This is a genomic window from Rhodococcus sp. ACS1 (assembly GCF_002300155.1).
GTDB lineage: Bacteria > Actinomycetota > Actinomycetes > Mycobacteriales > Mycobacteriaceae > Rhodococcus_F > Rhodococcus_F koreensis.
This window is the reverse complement of sequence record NZ_NSDZ01000004.1, coordinates 540,198-564,991: the sequence shown is the minus strand read 5'-3', so window position 1 is coordinate 564,991 and position 24,794 is coordinate 540,198. Positions and strand designations below refer to the sequence as shown.

Annotated in this window: 27 protein-coding genes; 13 read left to right on the top strand and 14 right to left on the bottom strand. The window is 67.7% G+C overall.

The annotated features are described in order from the left end of the window. Positions 1-50: 50 nt before the first annotated feature. Complete coding sequence (locus CJ179_RS14910; RefSeq protein WP_083395744.1) at positions 51-320, bottom strand: hypothetical protein; 270 nt, start codon at positions 318-320, stop codon at positions 51-53. A 97-nt stretch (positions 321-417) separates the two neighbouring features. Continuing rightward, entirely contained in the window at positions 418-1,923 is a 1,506-nt protein-coding gene (locus CJ179_RS14905) for a PAS domain-containing sensor histidine kinase (RefSeq protein ID WP_095862081.1), read from the bottom strand. Positions 1,924-2,122: 199 nt separating this feature from the next. On the opposite strand from CJ179_RS14905, the gene CJ179_RS14900 reads away from it, so the two are divergent. Genes CJ179_RS14900 through CJ179_RS14870 form a run of 7 tightly spaced genes read left to right on the top strand, consistent with a single transcriptional unit; the run spans position 2,123 to position 7,764 of the window. After that, positions 2,123-3,286, top strand: coding sequence for an acyl-CoA dehydrogenase family protein (locus CJ179_RS14900; RefSeq protein WP_095862080.1), 1,164 nt, complete (start codon positions 2,123-2,125; stop codon positions 3,284-3,286). A gap of 43 nt (positions 3,287-3,329) precedes the next feature. Continuing rightward, a complete protein-coding gene (locus tag CJ179_RS14895) occupies positions 3,330-3,695 on the top strand; it encodes a hypothetical protein (RefSeq protein ID WP_072937004.1) in 366 nt (121 codons plus the stop codon). Between the two features lie 5 nt (positions 3,696-3,700). Continuing rightward, the gene (locus tag CJ179_RS14890) at positions 3,701-4,201 is read left to right on the top strand and encodes a nuclear transport factor 2 family protein (protein ID WP_095862694.1); all 501 of its coding nucleotides are present in this window, start codon (positions 3,701-3,703) and stop codon (positions 4,199-4,201) included. Beyond that, positions 4,201-5,496: a Rieske 2Fe-2S domain-containing protein gene (locus CJ179_RS14885; protein ID WP_095862079.1), complete on the top strand. Its 1,296-nt coding sequence runs from the start codon at positions 4,201-4,203 to the stop codon at positions 5,494-5,496. The genes CJ179_RS14890 and CJ179_RS14885 overlap by 1 nt, the downstream gene beginning before the upstream one ends. After that, positions 5,486-5,989, top strand: coding sequence for an aromatic-ring-hydroxylating dioxygenase subunit beta (locus CJ179_RS14880; protein ID WP_095862078.1), 504 nt, complete (start codon positions 5,486-5,488; stop codon positions 5,987-5,989). Before CJ179_RS14885 ends, CJ179_RS14880 begins: the two co-directional genes overlap by 11 nt. 28 nt (positions 5,990-6,017) lie before the next feature. Further along, complete coding sequence (locus CJ179_RS14875; RefSeq protein ID WP_072937001.1) at positions 6,018-6,758, top strand: SDR family NAD(P)-dependent oxidoreductase; 741 nt, start codon at positions 6,018-6,020, stop codon at positions 6,756-6,758. A gap of 46 nt (positions 6,759-6,804) precedes the next feature. Next, positions 6,805-7,764 carry a PDR/VanB family oxidoreductase gene (locus CJ179_RS14870; RefSeq protein ID WP_095862077.1) on the top strand — a complete coding sequence of 320 codons (960 nt, stop codon included), beginning with the start codon at positions 6,805-6,807 and terminating at the stop codon, positions 7,762-7,764. Between the two features lie 6 nt (positions 7,765-7,770). Here the strand turns inward: CJ179_RS14870 and CJ179_RS14865 are convergent, their stop codons facing one another. Further along, positions 7,771-8,391 carry a response regulator transcription factor gene (locus CJ179_RS14865; RefSeq protein ID WP_072936999.1) on the bottom strand — a complete coding sequence of 207 codons (621 nt, stop codon included), beginning with the start codon at positions 8,389-8,391 and terminating at the stop codon, positions 7,771-7,773. A 225-nt stretch (positions 8,392-8,616) separates the two neighbouring features. On the opposite strand from CJ179_RS14865, the gene CJ179_RS14860 reads away from it, so the two are divergent. Genes CJ179_RS14860 through CJ179_RS14845 form a run of 4 tightly spaced genes read left to right on the top strand, consistent with a single transcriptional unit; the run spans position 8,617 to position 12,331 of the window. Continuing rightward, entirely contained in the window at positions 8,617-9,210 is a 594-nt protein-coding gene (locus CJ179_RS14860) for a flavin reductase (RefSeq protein WP_072936998.1), read from the top strand. A gap of 2 nt (positions 9,211-9,212) precedes the next feature. Next, positions 9,213-9,506 (top strand): DUF485 domain-containing protein, encoded by a 294-nt coding sequence (locus tag CJ179_RS14855; protein WP_072936997.1) that lies wholly within the window; start codon positions 9,213-9,215, stop codon positions 9,504-9,506. Between the two features lie 6 nt (positions 9,507-9,512). Beyond that, positions 9,513-11,063 carry a cation acetate symporter gene (locus CJ179_RS14850; protein ID WP_095862076.1) on the top strand — a complete coding sequence of 517 codons (1,551 nt, stop codon included), beginning with the start codon at positions 9,513-9,515 and terminating at the stop codon, positions 11,061-11,063. Then, the gene (locus CJ179_RS14845) at positions 11,060-12,331 is read left to right on the top strand and encodes an amidase (protein WP_095862075.1); all 1,272 of its coding nucleotides are present in this window, start codon (positions 11,060-11,062) and stop codon (positions 12,329-12,331) included. The genes CJ179_RS14850 and CJ179_RS14845 overlap by 4 nt, the downstream gene beginning before the upstream one ends. A 93-nt stretch (positions 12,332-12,424) precedes the next feature. On the opposite strand, the gene CJ179_RS14840 is transcribed toward CJ179_RS14845, so the two are convergent. The 11 genes from CJ179_RS14840 to CJ179_RS14790 all read right to left on the bottom strand — a co-directional run bounded on the left by CJ179_RS14840 (position 12,425) and on the right by CJ179_RS14790 (position 22,275). Beyond that, on the bottom strand, positions 12,425-13,387 hold the full coding sequence (locus tag CJ179_RS14840; protein WP_095862074.1) for a helix-turn-helix domain-containing protein: 963 nt from the start codon (positions 13,385-13,387) through the stop codon (positions 12,425-12,427). 11 nt (positions 13,388-13,398) lie between these two features. Further along, on the bottom strand, positions 13,399-14,697 hold the full coding sequence (gene paaK, locus CJ179_RS14835) for a phenylacetate--CoA ligase PaaK (protein ID WP_072936993.1): 1,299 nt from the start codon (positions 14,695-14,697) through the stop codon (positions 13,399-13,401). A 32-nt stretch (positions 14,698-14,729) separates the two neighbouring features. Next, entirely contained in the window at positions 14,730-15,827 is a 1,098-nt protein-coding gene (paaE, locus tag CJ179_RS14830; protein WP_072936992.1) for a 1,2-phenylacetyl-CoA epoxidase subunit PaaE, read from the bottom strand. Between the two features lie 2 nt (positions 15,828-15,829). Beyond that, positions 15,830-16,339, bottom strand: coding sequence for a 1,2-phenylacetyl-CoA epoxidase subunit PaaD (paaD, locus tag CJ179_RS14825; protein ID WP_095862073.1), 510 nt, complete (start codon positions 16,337-16,339; stop codon positions 15,830-15,832). A 1-nt stretch (position 16,340) separates the two neighbouring features. Beyond that, complete coding sequence (gene paaC, locus CJ179_RS14820; RefSeq protein WP_072936990.1) at positions 16,341-17,258, bottom strand: 1,2-phenylacetyl-CoA epoxidase subunit PaaC; 918 nt, start codon at positions 17,256-17,258, stop codon at positions 16,341-16,343. Between the two features lie 49 nt (positions 17,259-17,307). Further along, positions 17,308-17,613 (bottom strand): 1,2-phenylacetyl-CoA epoxidase subunit PaaB, encoded by a 306-nt coding sequence (paaB, locus tag CJ179_RS14815; RefSeq protein WP_072936989.1) that lies wholly within the window; start codon positions 17,611-17,613, stop codon positions 17,308-17,310. Next, on the bottom strand, positions 17,610-18,563 hold the full coding sequence (gene paaA, locus CJ179_RS14810) for a 1,2-phenylacetyl-CoA epoxidase subunit PaaA (RefSeq protein ID WP_072936988.1): 954 nt from the start codon (positions 18,561-18,563) through the stop codon (positions 17,610-17,612). The genes paaB and paaA overlap by 4 nt, the downstream gene beginning before the upstream one ends. Before the next feature lie 86 nt (positions 18,564-18,649). Then, complete coding sequence (locus CJ179_RS14805; RefSeq protein ID WP_095862072.1) at positions 18,650-19,441, bottom strand: enoyl-CoA hydratase-related protein; 792 nt, start codon at positions 19,439-19,441, stop codon at positions 18,650-18,652. A gap of 37 nt (positions 19,442-19,478) precedes the next feature. After that, positions 19,479-20,333 carry a 3-hydroxyacyl-CoA dehydrogenase family protein gene (locus CJ179_RS14800; RefSeq protein ID WP_095862071.1) on the bottom strand — a complete coding sequence of 285 codons (855 nt, stop codon included), beginning with the start codon at positions 20,331-20,333 and terminating at the stop codon, positions 19,479-19,481. Then, entirely contained in the window at positions 20,330-21,058 is a 729-nt protein-coding gene (locus tag CJ179_RS14795) for an enoyl-CoA hydratase/isomerase family protein (protein WP_095862070.1), read from the bottom strand. Before CJ179_RS14795 ends, CJ179_RS14800 begins: the two co-directional genes overlap by 4 nt. Then, on the bottom strand, positions 21,055-22,275 hold the full coding sequence (locus CJ179_RS14790; protein WP_095862693.1) for a thiolase family protein: 1,221 nt from the start codon (positions 22,273-22,275) through the stop codon (positions 21,055-21,057). The genes CJ179_RS14795 and CJ179_RS14790 overlap by 4 nt, the downstream gene beginning before the upstream one ends. Before the next feature lie 159 nt (positions 22,276-22,434). Here CJ179_RS14790 and paaZ point away from each other — a divergent pair, with 159 nt between their 5' ends. After that, positions 22,435-24,474 carry a phenylacetic acid degradation bifunctional protein PaaZ gene (paaZ, locus tag CJ179_RS14785; protein ID WP_072936984.1) on the top strand — a complete coding sequence of 680 codons (2,040 nt, stop codon included), beginning with the start codon at positions 22,435-22,437 and terminating at the stop codon, positions 24,472-24,474. Continuing rightward, entirely contained in the window at positions 24,471-24,788 is a 318-nt protein-coding gene (locus CJ179_RS14780; RefSeq protein ID WP_095862069.1) for an EthD family reductase, read from the top strand. The genes paaZ and CJ179_RS14780 overlap by 4 nt, the downstream gene beginning before the upstream one ends. Positions 24,789-24,794 lie beyond the last annotated feature (6 nt).

Sequence of the window (24,794 nt, the reverse complement as noted above, 5' to 3'; positions counted from 1 at the left end):
GCCGGTTCACCACTGCTGTGGGTGAACCGGCCGTTCGGCGTCCGGGCACGTCACTGCGCCCAGGCCGCCTCCGCGATCCAGTACTCGCTTCCGTCGGCGCTGATTCCGCGTTGCCAATCGGTGGTCCGCCGCAGGTTCGGCTCGACGCGCGCGGTGGCTACGTCGGCGCCGTCCGGTCCGTCCTCCCTCACCTGCCAGTGCACCCAGTTTACTTCGTTGCCGTGCTCGTCGTGCACGAACAGGTCGACGTGATGCCAGCCGTAGCGGTGGGTGTCGGCGTAACAGGTCAGGAATGTGCGGTGGTGATGCGAATAGTCCACGAGGTACCTCCGGGGCCGCGGTGGTTTTCCCATAACGCTAGAACCGGATCGTGCTCAACGGAATCCAAGAAACCTTTACCCTGTGAGTGTTGGTCGCTCAGCGGTTCGGGTCGACCGGCAGCGTGAACGTGAAGACCGCCCCGTGCGGATCGTTCTCGCGTGCGGTGATCGTCCCGCCCTGGCGGGTGATGATGCGGTGGCTCAGCGCAAGTCCGATTCCGTGGCCCGTGGACTTCGACGTGAACGCGCCGTCGAAGATTCGGCCGTCCGGGACGTGCGAGAGACCCTTGCCGTGGTCCTCGACGCTCACGACGCCCTCCGTCTCGGTGACGTCCGTGCGTACCGTCACGATGCGGTCGGCTGCCGGCCATTCCGCCATCTCGTCGATGGCGTTGAAACACAGGTTCAGGATGACCTGCCCGGTGAGCACACGTTCGCACACGACGGCGACCGTGTCGTGCGCGCGGAGGTACTCGACGTGAACTCCCTTCTGCCGCGCGCGGATGTCGACGAAATACGCACATTCGTCCACGATGTCGTTGAGGTCGACGATCTGCTGGGACTCCTCGAGTTGTGTCACGTATTCGCGCAAGCTCCGGACTATCTGATTGGCCCTGTCGATCTGCTTGCGCGCCTCCCCGAGGCCCCAGCTCACCTCGTCGTGACTGCTGTGCCCGTCACCGAGGCGGCTCTGCGTTCCGGCGATGAAGTTGGTGGCGGCTGCGAGCGGCTGGGCCAACTCGTGCGCGATGGCCATGGCCATGTCGCCCATCGCGTTGTAGCGGGCCAGATAGTTGAGGTACTGCGAGTCCCGTTCGTGCTCCTGTTCGGTGCGGACGTGCTCGGTGACGTCGTGGAAGAGCAGCAGGTGCCCGCTCAGATCATTCTCGATCGCGATGTGCTGGCAGCTTCCCGCGTGCCACCGGCGCTCCTCGGACGTCAATTCCACCTCGTAGCGCAGGCTCTGGGAACCCCCGTCGGCGGTGGTCAGGTCCAGGGCCCGGCGCACGCTCTCCCGTGACTGCCCCGCCCGGCAGAACTCCGTGAAGCGTTCGCCGACAAGCGATGCCACCGGGACCTTCAGGAGTTCCGACGCCGCCTCGCTCGCATACGTGATGCGGCTGTCGTCGTCGAGGACCAGGATGCCCTCGGCCATGTTCCGCAGGAACGCGGCCAGGCGGGCCTCGGTGCGGCTGAGATCGGCCTCGGTGCGCGTGAGGTCGCGGCGCATCGACGTTTCCTGCTCGATGTCGCGGAACTGCACCATCACCACGGTCCGGGCGCACAGCTCGACCCGGATCGCGATCGCCTCCGTCAGGACCTCTCGCCCGCTCTTCGCGCGATACGCCCATTCGGTGACCGCCGCCCCGTTGTCGACGGCCTCCTGCAGCCACCGCCGTCCCACCGACCGGCGGTAGCGCTTCGCCGGGGAACTCATGTCGGGGGCCTTGAGCGGTTTGAGCTCCTCGACCGTGAACTCGAGTAGTTCCGACGCAGCCCTGTTGGCCCAGAGGATGTCCTTGGTCGCCGCATCATGGACCAGGACGCAGTAGCGGAGCGACTCGACGAGTTGTTCGTAGTCGGACGGCGCGAGATCGGACAATGCGGCCTCCTTGGGCTCACGTCGAGTCTACTGAGCGTGCAGACCGCGGACACGATAGGGAAATCCTTTACTCCGAGGCGACATCTCTGCACGTGTGCGGGAGGAAGCACCGATTGAGTGATGCCCGCCACCGCAATAGCGTGAAACTCGACACGAAACACGCCACACCCCTTCTACTTCGCGTCGATCGGAGTATTTGATGACCACCACCGCACCGACCCTCGACACGACGGACACCGCCGCGAACGGGACGCTGTCGTTCGAGGACGTCCTCGAGCACGTCGCATTGCGGCGGGAAGAGTTCGCCACACAGAAGTTCGTGCCTCGCGACATGATCGACGAGTTCAAGCAGGTCGGCATCTACCGCGCGGCGACCCCCCGCCGATTCGGCGGCGACGCACTGCCCCCGAGCGAGTTTCTGCGGATGATCGAACGAATCTCCGCGGTGGACGCGTCGGCGGGCTGGGTCGCGAGTTTCGGCTCCGCCCTCGTCTACCTTGCGGCGCTGCCCCTCGCGACGCAGGCCGAGTTGTACAAGGACAGCCCCGACCTCGTCTTCGCCGGCGGCCTGTTTCCGGTGCAGCCCGTCGAACAGGTGCCGGGAGGCCTGAAGATCACCGGGCAGTGGAAGTTCGCCAGCGGATGCAAGGGCGCCGACATCCTCGGTGTGGGCATCCGCGGCGGCGACTCCACCGCGGGGAAGCCACGCACCGCCCTGCTGTGGCCGAAGGACGTCGAGATCGTCGAGAACTGGGACGTGGTCGGTCTCTCGGGAACCGGCAGCCACGAACTGAAGGTCGACGGCGTCGTCGTGCCCGAGGACTGGACGTTCATCCGGGGCGGAACCCCCACCGTCGACGAACCCCTCTACCGCTATCCCTCCATCGCGTACGCCGCCCAGGTGCTGGCCGTCGTCAATCTCGGAGTGGGACGCGCGGCGCTCGACTACGCGATCAAGGTCGGCGCGGGACGCACCGGGATCACCGGAGCGCCCAAACTCGCCGACCGCGCCTACTACCGCATCGACCTGGCCAAGGCGGAGGCGACGCTGCGGTCCGCGCGCGCCTTCTTCTACGAGGTCACCGACGAGGCGTACGCCACGGTGGTCGCCGGCGATCCAGTCTCGGAAAAGCTTGCGGCACTTCTTCGCTTGTCCTCGACCCACGTCGCCAAGGCGGGAGCGTCCGCCGTGCACACCGCATTCCAGTTGTCGGGCACCGGCGCCATCTACGACGGCAACGCCATGCAGCGGTACATGCGCGAGGCCCTGGTCCCGCCGCAGCACGCCTTCCTCGGCGACGGCATCTACGACAGCGCCGGTGCGGTGCTCATGGATATCCCGCCGTTCCCCGGCTTCATCTGAGCATCGTCCGCACCCCGACCACCGACCTTTCAGGAGTACAACCATGACCGCACCACTGAGAGTGCTGTTCTGCATCGGCATCAACCAGAACTTCTTCGACCTCCCGACCGGCCAGGGCGGCCTGGTGTGGAAGGCGTTCTCCGGGATGATGGACGCGCTGGCCGAGACGCCCGGCGTCCGGGTGATCGGGGACATCGACGACGACAGCCACATGGTCGGACCGTCGGACGGCTGGCCGTGGACCTGCTACATCCTCGCCGACGTCGACACCCAGCAGACCGTCAAGGACGTCTGCAACCTCTTCCGCACCACCACGGTCGGGGAGTACACGCTGTGGCGTTACGCGAAGATCGAAGCCCGCATCGGCCGCGCGCTCACCGTCCGCGAAGACGTCGACCTCGGCGTGTGAGCGACATGCACCGTGCGAGCGCGACCGAGCGCATCGAGAGGCGCGAGGCCGTTCACCGGGTGATGTGCCGCTACATGGAACTGTGTGACGTTCCGTCCGTGCAGTTCTCGGCCGAGGAACTCGGCTCCCTCTTCACCGCCGAGGCGGTGTGGGAAGGCGTCGGCAGCGACTACACGCACAAATTCGGCAAGCGGCAGGGCCGCCGGGAGATCGTCGGAATGCTCACCGCGTACCTCCCACCGAACTCCCATTTCCGGGGAAATGCGCACCTGCTCGGCAACGAGCAGATCGACGTGGACGGACCCACAGCGCAGGGGCGGTGGGTCATGCAACAGCTGTCGCGGTACGAGGACGAATCGGCCGAACTGCTCGTCGCCCGCATCACCGCCGAGTGCGAAGTCCGGGACGGCACCGCCCGGATCAGCCACTTCACGACCGAGAAGCTGTTCGCCACCCGCCTCGACGAGGCTCCGCGACTGCTCGAATCGAATGGAAAGAGAATGTGATGACCACTTCGCTGGATCCCACAGACGTAGGTTTCACGGAAACCAACTTCGCGGACCTCGCCACCGACGACCGCGTGGACGGATCGCTGTACACCGACCCCGACATGTTCGAGGCCGAACTCGAGCGAATCTTCTACCGCACCTGGGTGTGGGTCGCCCACGAGAGCGAGATTCCCGAGGCCGGAAGCTACAAGATGGCGACCATCGGCAGGCAGCCCGTGATCGTCAACCGCGACCGCAAGGGCAACTTCAACGTTCTGCTCAACCGGTGCCGCCACCGCGGGGCCAGCGTCTGCGAGGTCCCCAAGGGCAAGGCCAACGGGTTCACGTGCCCGTATCACAGCTGGTCGTACGCCCTCGACGGGCGGCTGCGCGGGATCCCCTACCCCGACGGCTACGACGAGGACCTCGACAAGAAGGACCTCCCGCTGCAGAGCCTGCGAGTGGAGTCGTACGCGGGAATGATCTTCGCCAGCTTCAACCCCGACGTCGAGCCCCTCGACGACTTCCTCGGTGACGCGAAAGTGTGGATCGACCTGTTCATGAAGCAGGGCGCCGGCTACCCGATCAAGACCCAGGGCGAGCACTGCTTCCGCTTCCGCGGCAACTGGAAGATCCAGTTGGAGAACACCACCGACGGCTACCACTTCCCCATCGTGCACCGATCCTGGATGTCGTCCGTCGACGCCGAAACCGCCGACATGCTCTCCTTCATGACCGACGACAACGCCGTCACGCACGCGCTCGGCAACGGCCACAGCGTCGCCATCATGGTCCCGGAGCACGTCGACCTCGACCACGACGACGGCACCGAGAAGATTCAGGCCCGCTTCGACCACATCGTCGAAGAGCTGTCGAAGACGATGCCCGCCGACCAGGTCCGCCGCATCGTCCGCTCCATGCACGGCGCCGGGTTCAACCTCAACATCTTCCCCAACGTCGCGATGTCGATGTCGTTCTTCCGGGTACTGCGCCCGATCGCGGTCGACGAGACCGAGATCCGGCACATCGCCCTCGGCATGGACGGCGGACCCGAGATCGTCAACCGCGAACGTCTCCGCATCCACGAACATTTCCAAGGCCCGTTCGGGTTCGGCAGCCCAGACGACTCCGAGGCCTGGGACCGGGTTCAGCGCGGCTCCCGCGGCGCACCCGGAATGCCGATCATGGTGAACCGCGGTCTCAATCGTGAAGCACTCGACAGCGACGGGCACCGCACCTCGCACGTCACCGACGAAACCGGAATGCGCGAAGCCTACGCAATGTGGAAGAGGATGATGACCGATGAGCACTGACCTCCTGACGATCGCACTGTCCGACACCCGGGTACTGCAGGCCATCGAACTCGTCTGGCACGAAGCGGCCCTGCTCGACGCCAAGGACTACCAGACCTGGGACGCACTCTGGACCGACGAAGGCCGGTACGTCATACCCATCGACCCCGACACCGACGACTTCGACGGATCGCTGAACATGGTCAACGACGACACCCGGATGCGGCGCATGCGGATCGAACGCCTGACCTCCGGCTACTCGATGTCCGCGCTCGCCGCGGCCCGCACCGTCCGCACCGTCTCCCGCTTCACCGTCGAGGACCGCACCGACGACTCGATCACGCTGAGGTCCGCACAGATCCTCGTGGGCTTCAAACGCGACGACCAGCAGACCCTCGCGGCCGACGTCACGCACCGCATCCGCTACACCGAGGACGGCCCACGGCTGGACCTGAAGGTCATCCGGCTCGTCAACTCGCAGGGCGCGGTCAACGCCTCCGGCTACCTCCTCTGACCTTTCCCTCCAGAAATAGGAGTTCGACATGGATCACGTCGCAGTAGTCACCGGCGCCGGACGCGGACTCGGCGCCGCCATCGCCCGCCTGTTGCACGACCGCGGATATCGCGTACTGGTCGCGGACATCGACGAGGCCGCCGCGAAAGAGACTGCGGTGGCGCTGGATTCCTCCGGGAACACCGCCGTCGCCGCCGTCCTCGACGTTCGGAAGAAGTCCGACTTCGAGTCCCTGTGCGACCGGGTCGTCGACGTCTGGGGTGGGGCGGACGTTCTCGTCAACAATGCCGGCCGTTCCCAGACCGGCTCGTTGATGGACATTGCGCCGGAGGAATTCTCGGACATCGTCGAGATCAACCTCAACGGCGCGTTCCTCGGCTGCCAGGTGTTCGGAAGCCACTTCGCCGAACGCGGCTACGGCCGCATCGTCAACATCGCCTCGCTCGCCGGCCAGAACGGCGGCACGGCAACCGGGGCCCACTACGCGGCCGCGAAGGGCGGCGTCGGAACGCTGACCAAGGTCTTCGCCCGGGAACTCGCACCGTCGGGTGTCACCGTCAACGCGGTGTCGCCGGGACCGCTGGACCTGCCCGTGGTGCGCGAGACAGTGCCCGCGGACAAACTCGCGGCCATTCTCACCACCATTCCCGTGGGCACACTGGGGTCGCCCGAATTCATCGCCGAGACGGTCGCCCTCCTCGCGTCCCCGGCCGCCGCGTCGGTGACCGGAGCCTGCTGGGACGTCAACGGCGGCCTGTACATGCGCTGACCCCCGCTCGAGGGCGACGGGTCGCAGCACCGGAGGAAGAATCACCATGAGCATGTTCACTGTCACTGTCGCGGAAATCGTCGAGGAAACGCCGGACATCAAGTCGTTCCGGCTGGTCCGGACGGACGGTTCACGGTTCGACCCGTACCCTGCGGGCGCCCACATCGACATCCTCGGACCCACCGAGGTCCTCACCCAGTACTCGCTGTGCAGCCCGCCGCACGAGTCCGAATCGTATGTCGTCGCCGTCAAACGCGAGACCGGTCCGCGCGGCGCCTCGGCCGCGCTGCACGATCACGTGACGACTGGCAGCGAGTTGCGGATCAGCGGGCCGCGGACACTGCTCACGCTCGCCGAGGGTGCCGATCGGCACATCCTCGTCGCAGCGGGGATCGGGCTGACGCCGATGCTGAGTCTGGCGTTCGCGTTGCATCGGCAAGGACAGCGATTCGACCTGCACTATTTCGCGCGCACGAGGGCGCAGGCCGCGTTCGTCGACCTGCTGGAGAATGCGGATTTCCGGCAGGACGTGCACCAGCACTTCGGTCTCACGCGGGACGACCAGTTCTCGGCGCTCGAGAAGATCCTGGCGGACGCGTCCGCCGCCACCCACGTCTACACGTGCGGCCCCGAAGGTTTCATGGATCGGGTGCGCCTGCTGGCCGAACCTGCGGTCGGCGAGGACGCGGTCCACTTCGAACACTTCGAGGCGGCGACGCCTGCCGCGACCGAGTCGGATACGGCGTTCGAGGTGGAACTCGACACGGGCGAGGTGTTCGAAGTGCCGGCCGGAAAATCCATCGCCGACGTACTCGAAGAGAACGACATCGAGATCGACACCTCGTGCCGGGAAGGGATCTGCGGCACGTGCGTCATGGACGTGCTCGAGGGCGAGCCCGACCACCGGGACAATTGCCTCACCAAGAGTGAGAGAAAGGCGGGAGACAGAATCGCCGCGTGTGTGTCGCGCGCGAAATCCGCGCGACTCGTCGTCGAGCTTCCCTGAACACTTTCAGGTCACGGAAAGTCCGGCCTGCAGAATGTCGCGCACGAGAACCGCAATGCTTTCTGCTCCGGTCTTTTCCTTGATACGCGTGCGATGCACGTCGACCGTCTTCACGCTGATACCCAGCTCTTTGGCGATGTTCTTGCTCGGCAACCCGTCGAGCACGAGTGCGAGAATTTCCCGCTCCCGCACCGTCAGCGCGTCTATCCGACCCTGCAATTCCGTTCGGTTGCGACGCTCGCCGAATCGTTGCCGCGCGACCCGGAGCGCATCCTGGATCACGTCGAGCATGTGCTGCGGATCGTAGGGCTTCTCGATGAACGTCAGCGCACCCCGCTGCAGTGCCCGCACCGACATCTTGATGTCGCCGTGCGCCGACACGAAGATGATCGGAATCGGGGATTCGTCGGCGAGGAGTGTCTCCTGGAGCTGGAATCCCCCGACTTCCGGCATCCGGACGTCCAGGACGAGGCAGGCCGGGATGTCGCGGCGGTACTCCTCGAGGAACGACTGCACCGAGAAGTAGTACTCCGACGTGATGTTGACCGAATCGAGTAGCCACGCAAGCGACGCGCACAACTCCTGATCGTCGTCGACGATGTAAACCCGTGTTTCTTGCTGCTCCATCGAATCCTGCCTCGCACAGATGGCTTGCTTCCCCGTCCAGTCAACACCGACCGTAACGGAAGCGATAGGCAACTGAAGAAATCCCCTACCCGGATACGCGACTTCCTGCGAGAAAGTAGCGTCGCCGCCAATGTTCCAGCGCACGAGCGCGTCATATCCTTCTTTGCAGGATCGCCGGCGCCACGTGGTGACACGACTTCCCGTTCCGACTCACGGAGGCTGAAAATGCCCGAACTCACACCCATGCAACTGAATTTCCGCACCGCCATGGCGAATCTGCCCGCCGCGGTCAACGTCGTGACGACCGACGGCCCCGCCGGGCGCTGCGGAATGACCGTCACCGCGGTCTGCTCGGTGACCGACTCCCCTCCTACGGCGCTCGTGTGCGTGAATCAGAACAGCGCGATGCACAACGTATTCCGGGAAAATGGCCGGGTTGGCATCAACGTGCTCGCCGGCGACGACGAAGAGCTGGCCATGCATTTCGCGGGCGCGACGAAAGTAGCGATGGCTGACCGCTTCCAGTGGGACATCTGGGAGGAGGACACCGGCGACGGTGTCCCGATCCTGCGCGCCGCCCATGTGGTGCTCGCGGGCCGGATCGCCGACATCAAGACAATGGGATCGCATTCGGTGATGTTCATCGAACTCGATCGCGTCCGCACACGCGAACAGGGCGACAGCCTCGTCTACTTCCAGCGCAAGTTCCACCGATTGTCGGTCCCGGTCGAGTCCCCCGACTGGCTGTTCTACGACGAATGGTCCGATCCGATCACCGTGACACCCGCCCTCGTTCCCACCGCAGCTGGAGGTAGATAGACATGGACACCTCGCCACCTCGAGAAGGGCTCCCGCAGGATTCCGACCTGCAGGAGCTCGCAGATACCCGTGCCGCCCTGACGTTTCGTCTCAGCGCCCTGGTCCTCGCCCTGTTCCTGCCCCTGCCGATCCTCGGCGGGTTCACCTCACTGCTGGACGGCGTCGTGTTCAGCGGTGTCACCGTGGCGTGGCTCTACGCAGTCGCGCAATTCGCCGTCGCCATCGTCGTGGCCCGGTACTACATGGCGCGTGCCGCCGAACTCGACGCCCGAACCGCATCGCGGACGAAAGGATAACGCGCCGTGAACCTCGTCTCTGCGTCACTCTTCGCGGCGCTCGTCGCCGTCACCCTGATGATCACCGCGTGGGCGTCCAAGCGGAACAAGTCGGCGGCCGATCACTACGTCGCCGGCGGCAGTCTCACCGGTCGCCAGAACGGTGTCGCGATCGCCGGCGACTTCATCTCTGCCGCCTCGTTTCTCGGTGTCACCGGTGCGATCGCCCTGACCGGTTTCAGCGGGTTCTATCTCGCGGTCTTCGTGCCCGTCGCGTTCGTTCTCGCGATGCTGCTGATCGCCGAACCGCTGCGCAACCTCGGCCGCTTCACGCTGGCGGATGTCCTCGCCACCCGCTTCCCCGGCAAGGACGTGCGCTCGATGATGGCGCTCAGCACGGTGGTGATCAGCGTGGTCTACCTCGTGTCGCAGTTGGTCGGTGCCGCACTGCTGGTGTCGCTGCTGTTCGACCTCGACTACGCGGTGGCCGTGCTGATCATCGGAACACTCACCACCGCATACACGCTCGTCGGCGGGATGCTCGCCACCAGCTGGATCCAGATCATCAAGACCGGTCTGCTCATGGTGTGTGCCGTCGTGCTGTTCGTTCTCGTGCTGGTGCGCTTCGACTTCAACCCCTTCGGCCCGTTCAGCACCGCGCTCGCCGAATTCGGTCAGTCGTTCGTCGCACCGCAGCGCACGTCGGGCGCGGCGTCGTTCGATCAGTTGTCGCAGACAGTCGGGCTCGTTCTCGGCGTGCTCGGCCTGCCGCACGTCATGATCCGATTCCTCACCGTCCCGGACGCGAGGCAGGCGAGAACGTCCGCCTACACGGCGATCTGGATCTTCTTCGCCTTCTACCTCCTCGTTCCCGTGCTCGGCTACGGCGCCGCCAAGCTGGTCGGGGTCGAGGTGATCAAGTCCGAGAACCGCGGCGGCAACCTCGCGGTCGCGCAGCTCGCGGAAACCGTCGGCGGCGGAGTGCTGCTGGCGTTCGTCGCGGCCGTGGCGTTCGTGACCATTCTGGCCGCACTGTCCGGACTGGTGATCGCGACATCGGGTGCGATCGCACACGATCTGTACGGGCAGGTGATCCGGAACGGATCGGTATCGGCGAAGGCTCAGCACCGCGCGGCCCGGGTGGCGACCGTGGCGACCTGCGTCATCGGTGTCGCCATCGCGTTCGCGGCGCAGAAGCAGAACGTCGCGTTTCTCGCGTCGCTGGGAATGTCCATCGCCGCGTGCGCGAACCTGCCTGCGCTGCTGCTGACCATGTACTGGAAGCGTATGACGGCGCGGGCCGTCATCTCCGGCATCGTCGTCGGGCTGGTGCTGTCGATCACCGTCATCCTGCTCAGCCCGGTCGTCCAGGGGCCGGACTCCATCCTCGGATTCTCGAACCCGGCACTCGCCGTGGCGCCCCTCTCGCTGGCGGTGTCCGTCGTCGTCGCACTGCTGTCGGCGCCGTCCGGGGAGACCAAGGCACGGGCCGACCGCCTCTTCTCGGTGATGCGCACCCGGGCGCTCACCGGACAGACCGAGACGAAGAACGACGACACGATGGCGGCGATGCAATGAAGACGGAACTACGGTCACCACTTCGGGACCTGGTCGAACAGCTGTCGGCGGGTTCGACGACGCCGGTCGACGTGGCGGAGGCGGCACTCGCGCAGATCGCGGACCAGGACCCGGCAATCCGCGCCTGGGCCCACCTCGATCCCGACGCGGTGCGGTCGGCGGCCGCCCGGATCCAATCCAGCGACCCCGGCAGAGTGCTGTGGGGTGTTCCCGTCGGCGTCAAGGATCTGATCGACGTCGCCGGCATGCCGACGCGCTGCGGCAGTGAGCTCCGGAGCGCGGAACCGGCGGCGACGGACGCCGACTGTGTGGCGCGTGCGCGCGCACTCGGCGCGCTCCCGGTCGGCAAGACCGTGACCACCGAGTTCGGGTACTTCAAGCCCGGCCCCACCCGCAATCCGCGCGCCGTGGACCACACCCCCGGCGGGTCGTCGAGCGGCTCGGCGGCAGCGGTGGCCGCGGGCATGGTGCCGCTGGCGTTCGGCACGCAGACCGCGGGATCGCTGACCCGGCCGGCGTCGTTCTGCGGAGTCGCGGGTTTCGTCACCGCCCACGGCGAACTCCCGACCGCCGGCATCACCGGATTGAGTCCCCGTCTCGACACGGTGGGGCTGCTGGCACGCACGGTGTCCGATCTGCACTTCGCGTGGACGGCGCTGCGCGACGGCACCCGGGCGCCCGCTCTCGAGCCTTCCGCGCCGCGCCGGCTCCGCCTGTGGAGTGGGTTCGAACTCGGCGAGGTGTCCCCGGACATGACGGCGGCGCTCAGGACCACCGCGGGTGCCGCGCAGTCCGCGGGTGTTCGATGCCGTGAGGTCGACGCCGCCGCGGCCGTCGTGGCGCTGACGGAACACCACCACACGGTGATGGCGTACGACGCCGCCCGGGAACGCGCCGTCGAGGCGGCGCAGCTCGACAAGATCAGTGCACCCCTCGCCGAATTGTTCACCGCGGGAGCCCAGACCACCGAGGCTCAGTACCGCGCCGCCCTGGCCGGAATCACCGAAATCCGGCAGTTGCTGCTCGCGGCGCTGGACGAGGACGAGGCCGTCCTCGGACCCGCCGCACTCGGCGCCGCTCCCCGCGGCAACGACGCGACGGGGACGCCCGTGCTGAGCCGACCGTGGCAGGCGATGGGCCTGCCCGTGGTCACCATCCCCGGCAAGCGCGACAGCGCAGGCCTGCCCCTCGGATTGCAGCTGATCGGGCGCCCCGGCGCCGAGCAACGCCTGTTCGACACGGCCGCCTGGCTGGAATCCGTTCTCTGACAACGCCCACGGACGAGCGAGTCGCCCTCCGCACGTGAGTGGGAAAGTGTGTTCCGGCACGCTTTCCCACTCACGTGGAGCGGTGCGCCGACCTCACACGCTGATCGACAGGAGTTCCTGTTCGCGGAAGGCTCGCGGCGACACGCCGTACGTGTCCTTGAACAGCCGCGAGAAGTGCGAAGAGCTGACGAGACCGTACCGGGCACAGATGGTTCCGATGCTCTCGCCACGGAAGCGGACGTCCTTGAGATCGCGGCGGCACTTCTCGAGCCTGCGGTGACGGATCCACCCGGCCACTGTGTGCCCGTCCGCCTCGAACATCTTCTGCAGGTGCCGCGTCGACACGTGGTGGTGGGACGCCACCGTGGCGGTGTCGAGCGCGGGGTCGTGCAGGTGCGCGTCGACGAACGACTTCACACGGAGCAGCAGTGTCGCGCCGGGAGCGGTGGCGTCGGCCGGTGCCTCCGCCTGCACCGCGGCACTGAGCAGGTCGACGACCGCGTCCTCGACGAGGGGGGTCGTCGGCATCGTGCCGGTCACGACGGAGTGGTGGAGGTTCGTCAGGAACGGCGAGACGAGCGCGCCCATCCCGGTGCTACCGCGGATGCGGCGCGCTGACACCGTGCCCAGTTCCCGCGAGGCTATGCGCAGCAGTTCGCGGGGAAACATCAGCACGAACATGCTGAAGTCGCCGGCGAAGTGCAGGTCGTACGGCTTGCTGGTGTCGTAGACGGCGAAATCGCCGGGCCCGAGCACGGCCTCACGGTCGTCCTGGACGATGACGCCGCGGCCCGACAGTTGCAGGCCCACCTTCACCAGGCCGGGGTCGGACCGCTTGATGGACGTGCGGGTCCGCCGGACGTCCACCGCCCGTCCCCCGACCTCGCTGAGCTGCAGTCCGCCGAGCGCGGTGGTGCGCAGGGTCCCGGTGAACCTGGCCTCGCCGTCCTCGGCGGTGGACACCACGGCGAGTGGGACGAACGCCGTGGAGACGGCCTGCCGCCAGTGTTCGAACTGGCCGTCGTCGTGACGCGCGTGTTCACCACCGAGACGCACCTTCGATCACCTCACAGAGCGGAGCGGTTGTCGATCAGTCGCCGTGCCTTGCCGAGCGACCGCTCCAGTGCGCCGGGGGCGACCACATCCACCTTCACGCTCACTCCGATGCGGTTCTTGACCAGCTTCTGGAGTTCGGCGGCGGAACGGGGGTGATCGGTGGCGGACGCGTCGGGGCGGGCTTCGACTCGTACGGTCAGTTCGTCCATCCTACCGGGGCGGTCGAGGATGCACTGGAACTGCGGGGCCAGCGCGGAGATTGTGAGGATCAGTTCCTCGATCTGGGTGGGGAACAGATTCACCCCGCGCAGGATGATCATGTCGTCGGTGCGCCCGGTGACCTTCTGCATCCGCCGCACCGACCGCGCCGTGCCCGGCAGCAGGCGGGTGAGGTCGCGGGTGCGGTACCGGATGATCGGCATGGCCTCCTTGGTGAGCGAGGTGAAGACGAGTTCGCCCTCCTCGCCGTCGGGGAGGACGTCGCCGGTGACCGGGTCGATGATCTCCGGGTAGAAGTGGTCTTCCCAGATGTGCAGGCCGTCCTTGGTGTCGACGCATTCCATCGCCACACCGGGGCCCATCACCTCGGACAGTCCGTAGATGTCGACGGCGTCCATGTTCAGCTGCTTCTCGAGTTCGGTTCGCATCTCCTCGGTCCACGGCTCCGCGCCGAACACCCCGGTCCGCAGCGACGTCTTCGACGGGTCGATGCCCTTCTTGATCATCGCGTCGACGATCGTGAGCATGTACGACGGGGTCACCATGATCGCGTCGGGTTCGAAGTCCTCGATCAGCTGGATCTGGCGGTCGGTCATGCCCCCGGACATCGGGATCACCGTGCAGCCCAGCCGTTCCGCACCGTAGTGCGCGCCGAGGCCGCCGGTGAACAGTCCGTACCCGTACGCGACGTGCACCTTGTCGGACGGTTTCACGCCACCGGCCCGCAGGCTCCGGGCGATCAGGTCGGCCCAGTTGCTGATGTCGTTCGCGGTGTACCCGACCACCGTCGGCCTGCCCGTGGTGCCGGAGGAGGCGTGGATGCGGGAGACCTTCTCCTGCGGCACCGCGAACATCCCGAACGGGTAGTTCGCCCGCAGGTCCGCCTTCGCGGTGAACGGGAACTTCGCCAGATCGGACAGGTCCTTCAGGTCGCTCGGGTGCACACCGGCGTCGTCGAACGCCTTCCGGTAATGCGGAACGTTGGTGTACGCGTGGAGAAGTGACCACTGCAGACGTTCGAGTTGCAGCGTCGAGATCCGGTCGCGCGTGGCGAACTCGATGTCCTGCGAGGGGGTGGCGATACTGGTCATTCTAGTCTCCGGGGTGGGCGGGCTGGGTAAGGTCAGGCGTCGAAATCGACGGTCACGTTGTCGCTGACCGGGAAGGTCTGGCACGTCAGCACGAAGCCGGAGTCGACCTCGTAGTCCTCGAGCGCGTAGTTGCGGCGCATGTCCACGTCACCGCACGTGATCTTGGCGCGGCACGTTCCGCAGACGCCGCCCTTGCAGGCGAACGGGAGGTCGGAGCGGTATTTCTCGGCGGCGTCGAGGATCGACTCGTCCCGCGGCAACGTCGCGGTGGTCGAGCGGCCGTCCAGGACGAGGGTCACCTCGCTGCTCGGCCCGGTGACACCGGGTTCGCGGTGCTTCTCCATCGGCGGCGGGACGTCGTCGACGAAGAACAGTTCGTGGTGCACGCGGCTCTTGTCGATCTGCAGTTCCCCGAGCACCGTCTCGGCGTCGGTGACCATCCCGAACGGGCCGCAGAGCCAGAAGTGGTCGATGTCGGCGAGCGGCACGATGGACGTGAAGAGGGCACGCAACCGGTCGGCGTCGAGGCGCCCGGTGAACAGTTCCACCTCGCGGGGCTCGCGGGACAGGACGTGGATGATGTCGAAGCGGGACCCGTACGTGTCCTTGAGGTCGGCGATCTCCTCGGCGAACATCACCGAGCGGGTGCGCCGGTTTCCGTACAGGAGAACGACTTCGGCCTCGGGGTTGGCGAGCATCGACGCGGCGATCGACAGCATCGGGGTGATGCCCGATCCGGCGGCGATCAGCACGTGCCTGCCACCGGCCTCGGGGTCGGCGACGAACGATCCGCTCGGGCCCTGCACCTCGATCCGGTCGCCGGGCCGGACGTCGCGGACGAGCCACGTCGAGAACAGGCCGTCGGACACCTCGCGCACACCGACCCGCGGCGCCGAACCGGCAGGCGCGCAGATGGAGTACGAGCGGCGGTGCTCGACGCCGTCGATCGTGCGCCGCAGGGTGAGCGACTGGCCGGGGCCGAACGCGAACTCGTCGGCGAGGTCGGCGGGGACGTCGAACGTGACCGCGACCGCGTCGTCGCAGAGGGATTCGACGTCGGCGACGGTGAGCGTGTGGAACGCCCTGTTGCGCAACGCCGCGCCGGGCTTCGGGGACACCGCTGTGGTCATGATCAGATTTCCTTCACGTGATCGAAGGGTTCGAGGCAGTCGAGGCACCGGTACAGCGCCTTGCACAGCGTCGCCCCGAATTCCGAGTCGAGACGGGTGTTGGCGGAGTGGCAGACCGGGCACGTGACGGCCCGCGGCTTGACGGTGAGGGTCAGCGGGACGGGCCCGGACGTGCGCAGCGGCGCGGGACCCGGTGTCGAGTAGCCGTTCTCGCGCAGCTTGCGCCGGCCGTCGTCGCTGATCCAGTCGGTGCTCCACGGCGGCGACAGGACGGTCCGGACCTCGACGCTGCCGAAGCCGGCGTCCTGCAGGGTGTGCTCGATGTCGTCGCGCATCGTGGCCATGGCGGGGCACCCGGAGTAGGTGGGGGTGATCGTGACGACCACCGATCCGTCGGCGTTCTCCTCGACGTCGCGGAGCACTCCCAGATCGGCGAGCGTGAGCATCGGCATCTCCGGGTCCAGGACGGACTCGGCGAGGCGGCGGGCGTCGCTGCGCACTGCGGTGGTCATGTCACCACACTCCTTCCGGATGGGCCCGGGCCACGCTCTGCATCTCGGCGAGCAGCAGTCCGAGGGCCTCGGTGTGCAGGCCCTGACGTCCGGCTCGGCCGCCGACGGTGCCGACGGTCCGGCCCGTGGGGGCGGTGAGTTCCGCGGCCTTGAGCACCTGGGCGAGGACGGTGTCGAATTCCTCGCGGAGGTCCCGCGGGTCGACGCCGACACCCACAGCGGCGAGGGCGAGTTCCTCGGTCGTCGGGGTGAAGAGTTCCTCGACGTACGGCCACACCCGGGCAACGGCGTCCTCCATGCGCGACTTCGACTCTGCCGTACCGCAACCGAGCGTCACCACCCACCGGGCGGCGTAGTCGCGGTGGTAGGTCAGTTCCTTGACGCCCTTCACCGCGACCGCCGCGAGAACGGGGTCGCGGGAGGTGCGCAGGCGGTCGAACAGGGCCAGTCGCCACGTGGCGAAGACCAGCAGTCGTGTAACGGTCTGCGCGAAGTCGCCGTTGTCGAGTTCGGCCAGACGGGTGTTGCGGAACCGGTTCTCGTCGCGGAAGAACGCGAGCGCGTCCTCGGCGGGAATCGGGCTCGTGTCCGAAATGAACGGCACCACCGACGCGTCCGCGGCGGCCGCCCGGGCGAGCAGCAGTCGCGCCTGACCGAGCAGGTCGAGGCCGACGTTCGCGAGCGCCACCTCCTCCTCGAGTTCCGGTGCGCGCGTGCTCCACTCGGCGAGCCGCTGCGAGCTGATCAGCGCGTCGTCGCCGAGCATCAGGCAGTATCCGGCCAGGGCGGCAAGGTCGACGTCACCCGGAACCGTGGTGTCGACGCCGGCCAGGGGGTCGTCGAAGCTGGTGCCGAAAGCCCACTGGCCGTGGCTGTCTTCGTCGACGAGGCCGTCGTAGGCGTTGTCGTGGTCGGTCATCGGTACATCCTCGGAATTCTCGTCGGCCTGCGAAACGGTCTGGGCCGGATCACATGTGGGGAACGTTGTCGGGGATCTCGTAGAACGTGGGGTGCCGGTACACCTTGTCGCCGCTGGGCGCGAAGTACGGGTCCTTCTCCGACGGGCTGGACGCCACGATCGAACTGGACCGCACCACCCAGATGCTCACACCCTCGTTGCGCCGGGTGTACACGTCCCGCGCGTGGCGGACGGCCATCTCGTCGTCGGCGGCGTGCAGGGATCCGACGTGGACGTGGTTGAGTCCGCGCTTGCCCCGCAGGAACACCTCGTACAGGGGCCAGTCCGCGCGCACCGCGGTGTCGTCCGTGCTCATCGTGCGTTCTCCTTGTTGCTCTCGCGGCGGGCGAAGGCCGTTGCGGCCTCCCGCACCCACGCCCCGTTCTCGTGTGCTGCCCGCCGGTTGGCGACGCGCTCGACGCTCGAAGCGCCGTTGCCCTTGATCACCTGCATGAACTCGCTCCAGTCGGGCTCCCCGAAGTCGTGAGCGCCGCGCTCGGCGTTCCACTTCAGGTCCGGATCCGGGAACGTCACGCCGAGCACCTCGGCCTGCGGGATGGACATGTCGACGAACCGCTGACGGAGTTCGTCGTTGGTGTGCCGCTTGATGCGCCACTTCATGGACTGCTCGGAGTTCGGCGACTGGTCGTCCGGCGGTCCGAACATCATCAGCGCCGGCCACCACCACCGGTTCACCGACTCCTGCACCATCTCCCGCTGGGCGTCGCTGCCGCGCATCATCGTCATCAGCAGTTCGAAGCCCTGACGCTGGTGGAACGACTCCTCCTTGCAGACCCGGATCATCGCGCGGGCGTACGGCCCGAAGGAGCTGCGGCACAACGGCACCTGGTTGCAGATCGCGGCGCCGTCGACCAGCCAGCCGATGACTCCCACGTCGGCGTAGGTGAGCGTCGGGTAGTTGAAGATCGAGGAGTACTTCTGCTTGCCCTCGATCAGCTTCTGGGTGAGGTCGGCGCGGTCGGCTCCGAGCGTCTCGGCGGCCGAGTACAGGTACAGGCCGTGCCCGGCCTCGTCCTGGACCTTCGCCATGAGGATCGCCTTGCGACGCAGCGACGGCGCCCGGGTGAGCCAGTTGCCCTCCGGCTGCATGCCGATGATCTCCGAGTGCGCGTGCTGCGCGATCTGCCGGATCAGCGTCTTGCGGTAGCCGTCGGGCATCCAGTCCCGGGGCTCGACCCTCTGGTCGGCGGCGATGGTGTCATCGAAGAGCGTTTGCAGCTCATCGGAAGCGTGTGACGTGGTCATATGTCCTACCTCTATTACCGAATGATCGGTTGGTATCAAGTATGCATGCCCGCCCCCGCCCACACAAGGGCGGGAGCCGAATTACGTCAGTGTCCTTCGAAGGTGGGTGTGCGTTTCGCGAGGAACGCGTCGACCGCACTGCGGTGGTCCTTCGACTGCCCGAGCGCCTCCGCGGCCGCACGCTCCCGCTCGAGCGCCTCCGACAGCCCCGTGGACGCCGCCGAGACCAGCGACTTGACCTGCGCATACGCGGCGGTGGGACCGTCGGCGAGCTGCTTCGCCAGCGCGGCTGCCGCGTCCCCGAGTTCGGCGTCGGGCACCACCCGGTGCACCAGCCCCCAGTCCAGCGCCTGCGCGGCCGTGAACCGGTCGCCGAGCATCATCAGCCCCGTCGCGCGGCTCGCCCCGAGCGCCTCGACGAGCGTGTGACTGAGGCCGGAGTCCCCGGCCAGGGCGATCCCGGTGAACGCGGTGGCGAACTTGGCGCCCTCCCCCGCGATCCGGATGTCGCCGGCGAGGGCGATGCCGAGACCCGCCCCGACGCACGCCCCGTTGATCGCGACGACCACCGGCACCCGGACCCCGGCCAGGGCCCGGAGCAGCGGGTTGTAGTGCTCGGCGACGGTGTCCATCGCGTGTGCGGGATCGGCCTCGAGGCCGGTTACGTGCTCGGCCAGATCCTGGCCGACGCAGAAGTTCTTCCCCTCCGCCGCCAGCAGCAGGGCACGCACACTGTCGTCGCCGGCCACCTTCTCGACCGCGGCGAGCAACTGTTCCTTCACCGCGCGGTCGAGCGCGTTGGACGCGCCCGCCCTGCGCAGGGTGATGGTGGCCAGTCCCGCGTCCACGGAAAGTCCGATCACGTCGTTACTGCTCATGAGAATGCGCCTCCTGCTGGTTGTGGTGGGTGGCCTCTCAGGACCAGGTGTAGAAGCCTTGGCCGGTCTTGCGGCCGAGTTCGCCGCGGGCGACCTTCTCGCGGAGCAGGGCGGGCGGCGCGAACCGCTCGCCGAGGGTCTTCGCGAGGTGCTCGGCGATCGCGAGCCGGACGTCGAGGCCGACCAGGTCGGTGGACCGCAGCGGCCCCATCGGGTGCCGGTATCCCAGCTCCATGGCCCGGTCGATGGACTCGGCGTCGGCGACGCCCTCCTCGAGCATCCGGATCGCCTCGAGCCCGAGGCACACTCCGAGCCGACTGGTTGCAAAGCCCGGGGAGTCGTTGACGAGCACCTCGGTCTTACCCAGCAGCGACACCCACTCGCGGACCTTCTCGACCACCCCGGCGTCGGTGGCGGGGGCACGCACGATCTCCACGAGCGTCGACGCCGGGACCGGGTTGAAGAAGTGCATCCCGATCAGGCGGGCCGGATCGTTCAGCGCGGCACCGAGTTCGGCGATGGAGATCGAGCTCGTGTTGGTAGCGATCACGGTGGCGGGCGAGACGGTCTTCTCGACCAGTGCGAGCACGCCGAGCTTGAGGTCGACCAGTTCCGGCACAGCCTCGACCACCAGATCAAGGGCGGGCGGGAGCGCGTCGGGCGCCTTCACCGTCGACACCCGTCCGAGGATCGTCGCGGGGTCGGCGTCGCCGAGCTTGCCGCGCTCGTGCGCTCGGTCGAGTCCGTCGGACACCCGCTGCAGGGCCGCCTGCCGGTCGCCGCTCTCGGCGATGGTGACGGTGGAGCCGAGGGTGGCGAAGACCTGCGCGATGCCCGCGCCCATCCGGCCGCCGCCGACGACGCCGACATTCTTCGGTGCTGTGCTCGTCATTTCTTCTTCTCCAGAAAGGCCGTCATGCGGTCGTGTTTGTCGCGGCTCTCGAACAGCACCGCCTGGGCGATGTCGTCGGCGAACGGGTGCGAGCCCGGTGCGTCGACGATGATCTTGGTCAGCTTCAGGGCCAGCGGCGCCGAACGGGTGATGCGGTCGATCGCCTTCTCGGCGGCGGCGACGTGCTCGCCGGCGGGGACAACGTCCATCACGAGTCCGTGCCGCAGCGCCGCGTCGGCGTCGAGGTTCCGGCCGCCGAGCAGGACCTGCTTGGCGACGGACTTGCCGACCAGTTCGGGCAGCCGGTAACTCGCGCCCGCCGCGGCCATGATGCCCAGGCCGGGCTCCGGGTTCCCGAAGACCGCGGTCTCGGTGGCGATGCGGAGGTCGCAGGCGTAGGACAGTTCGGCGCCGCCGCCGAGCGCGTATCCGCTGACCGCGGCGACGGTGGGCAGCGGCAGCTTCGCGATGCGATCGAACAAATTACGGTTGATGCCGGCGAACGCCTCGTCGCGGCCGCGTTCGCGCAGTTCGGCGATGTCGGCGCCGCCCGCGAAGTGGTCGCCCTCACCGGTCAGCAGCAGCGGCTTCGGCGTCGCCTCCAACACCGCGCACACCTGATGCAGTTCGGCGATCATCTCCGCGTTGATCGCGTTGCGCTGCGCCGGCCGGTGCAGCGTGACCACCATGCGCTCGTCGCGGTCCTCGACCTTCAGCGTGTTCACGGGGCCTCGATCAGCATCGCGACGCCCTGGCCGACGCCCACGCACAGCGTGGCCAGCCCGCGGCGGGCGCCTTCGCGTTCCATCCGGCCGAGCAGCGTCAGCAGGATCCGCGCACCCGAGCAGCCCAGCGGGTGACCGAGCGCGATGGCGCCGCCGTCCGCGTTGACGATGCTCTCGTCGAGCTTCAGCTGACGGATCACCCCGAGCGACTGCGCCGCGAAGGCCTCGTTGAGTTCGGCGGCGCCGAGGTCGGAGATCGACCAGTTCGCCCGGGCCAGCGCCTTCCGCGTCGCCGGGACCGGACCCAGACCCATGACGTTGGGGGCGATGCCCGCGCTGGCGCTGGTGACGATGCGGCCGCGGACGGTCAGGCCGTACTTCTCCACCGCCGCCTCGCTCGCGACGACGAGCGCCGCGGCGCCGTCCGACAGCGAAGACGACGAACCGGCGGTGACGATGCCGTCTGTGCGGAACACCGGTTTCAGCTTGCCCAGCTTCTCCAGCGTGGTGCCCCGTCGTGGGGTCTCGTCGGCGGTCAGTTCCCCGTCGCGCAGCGGCACCGGGACGATCTCGCGGTCGAACCGGCCGGCGTCGACGGCGGCGATCGCCCGTTCCTGGCTGCGCAGCGCGAACGCGTCGCTCTCGGCGCGGGTGATGCCCTCGAGCGCGGCGACCTCCTCGGCCGTCTCGCCCATCGACAGCGTCACCTTGCGGACGTCCGGTCCGGCGCCGGCCGGAACGTCACGGTCGGCGGCGGTGAACCGCGGGTTGGTGAAACGCCAGCCGAGCGAGGTGTCGGCCACCTCCCCCGGTCGGGCCCACGGGGTTCCGGGCTTGGCCATCACCCAGGGTGCGCGGGTCATCGACTCGACGCCGCCGGCGATCACGATGTCGGCCTCGCCGCTGCGGATGGTGTGCGCGGCCGACGCGACGGCGGTCAGACCGCTCGCGCACAGCCGGTTCACCGTGTAGCCGGGGACGCTGTCGGGCAGGCCCGCGAGCAGCACGGCCATGCGTGCGACGTCGCGGTTGTCCTCGCCGGCCTGGTTGGCGGCGCCGAGGATCACCTCGTCGACGACCTCGCCCGGGATTCCGGCCCGGCGGGCTGCCTCGGCCACGACGAGACCAGCAAGGTCGTCGGGGCGCACTCCTGCGAGCGCTCCGCCGTACCGACCCTGCGGGGTACGGGCTCCGTCCACCAGAAACACTTCGGCCACAGTCTTCTCCTTCACGGGGGTGCCGTCTATTAATAACCGAATCTTCGGTCGGTACGCAAGGGCAGGTCGCGATGGGAAACTTCACATCCTCCCTTGACAACCAGCGGGTAGAGCGACGATTCTGTTAACCGACCGAACGTACGGTGAAATGGAGTTGTCGTGAGCAAGTTACTGGAAAGCTACGCCGCCGGACGCTGGTACACCGCGCCGGACGAGGGAACCCCGCTGCTGAGTGCGGTCGACGGCTCCGAGGTGGCGCGCATCTCCGCGACCGGTCTCGACCTCGGCGAGATGGTGACCTACGCCCGCGAGGTCGGCGGACCGGCCCTGGCGAAGCTGACCTTCCACGAGCGCGCCGCCGCCCTCAAGGCGCTCGCCCTGACCCTCATGGCGGGCAAGGACGAGTTCTACGCCCTGTCCACCTCGACCGGCGCCACCAAACGCGACTCCGGCGTCGACATCGACGGCGGCTTCGGCACCCTCCTCAGTTACGCGAGCAAGGCCCGCCGCGAACTCCCCAACGACACCGTCTACCTCGACGGAGCGTTCGAACAGCTCGGCAAGAAGGGCACGTTCCTCGGCCAGCACGTCTACACGTCCCGCCGCGGCGTCGCCGTCCAGATCAACGCGTTCAACTTCCCGGTGTGGGGTTTCCTCGAGAAGCTCGCCCCCGCGTTCATCGCCGGCGTCCCGTCGATCGTGAAGCCCGCGAGCCAGTCGGCGTACCTCACCGAACTCGTGTTCCGTCGCATCATCGAATCCGGGCTGCTGCCCGAGGGCTCGGTCCAGCTGCTGTCGGGGAGCGCCCGCGGGCTGCTCGACCACCTCGGCGGGCAGGACTCCGTCGCGTTCACCGGCTCCGCCGACACCGCGGCCACCCTGCGGGCGCACCCGAACGTCGTCGGTGAGGGCGTCCACTTCAACGCCGAGGCCGACTCGCTCAACGCCTCCATCCTCGGCTCCGACGTCGAACCGGGCAGCGAAGAATTCGACCTCTACGTCAAGCAACTCGTCACCGAGATGACGGTGAAGGCCGGCCAGAAGTGCACCGCCATCCGGCGCGCCCTCGTGCCGTCCGCGCTGATGGACGACGTCATTGCCGCCGCCCAGGCCCGGCTGTCCCGCGTGGTCGTCGGCGCCCCCGACGCCGAAGGCGTCACGATGGGTGCCCTCGCCAGCATCGAACAGCGCGACGAGGTCCTGAAGTCGCTTCGCGGACTCACCAAGTCGGCGCAGATCGTGGTCGGTGACCCGGACAACTTCGACGTCGTCGGCGCGGACAAGGCGACCGGCGCGTTCCTGCCGCCGATCCTGCTGCGCTCCGACGACAAGGACGCCACCGAACCCCACGACATCGAGGCGTTCGGTCCCGTCAGCACCGTCATCGGATACGACAGCACCGACGAGGTCATCGCACTCGCCGCCCGCGGCAAGGGCAGCCTCGTCGCCTCCCTCGTCACCCGCGACTCCGCGCTCGCCCGCGACATCGTCCTGGGCCTCGCCCCGTTCCACGGCCGCGTCCTCGTCCTCAACCGCGACGACGCCAAGGAATCCACCGGCCACGGCTCACCGCTGCCCGTCCTCGTGCACGGCGGACCCGGACGCGCCGGCGGCGGCGAGGAACTCGGCGGCATCCGCGGCATCCTGCACCACATGCAACGCACCGCGGTCCAGGCCACCCCCGACATCCTCACCGCCGTCGGGAACAAATGGGTCACCGGCTCCCAGCGCAACGACGACGGCGTCCACCCGTTCCGGAAGAACCTCGCGCAGTTGCGGATCGGCGACACCATCGTCGGCGGCCCCCGCCAGGTCACCCTCGCCGACATCGACCACTTCGCCGAGTTCACCGGCGACACGTTCTACGCCCACACCGACCCCGAGGCCGCCGCCGCCAACCCGCTGTTCGGTGGCATCGTCGCGCACGGGTACCTGGTGGTCTCCCTCGCCGCCGGCCTGTTCGTCGAACCCAACCCCGGTCCCGTCCTCGCCAACTTCGGCGTCGACAACCTCCGGTTCCTCACCCCAGTCAAGGCCGACGACAGCCTCACCGTCACCCTCACCGCGAAGCTCATCACCCCGCGCAGCAGCGCCGACTACGGTGAAGTCCGCTGGGATGCAGTCGTCGTCAACCAGGACGGCGACCCCGTCGCAACGTACGACGTTCTCACCCTCGTCGCCAAAGGAGAAGATGCATGAGCTTCAAGGTCGCCGTCTGTTACGGCCAGCCCGATGACCCCGACGCGTTCGACGCCTACTACCGCGACACCCACATGCCGCTGGCACGCAAGGTCCCCGGCCTGTCCGACTTCACGTGGGGCAAGTGCAGCGCCCTCGACGGCGGGACACCGCCGTACTACGCCGTCGCGAGCCTCGTCTTCCCCGACGCCGCCACCATGAAGTCCGGGTTGCAGTCCGAGGAGATGAAGCAGGCGGGCAAGGACGTCCGCAACTTCGCCACCGGCGGCGTCACCATGTACGTCCAAGAAGAAGAATCCGTCTACAACCAGTAGGAGAAC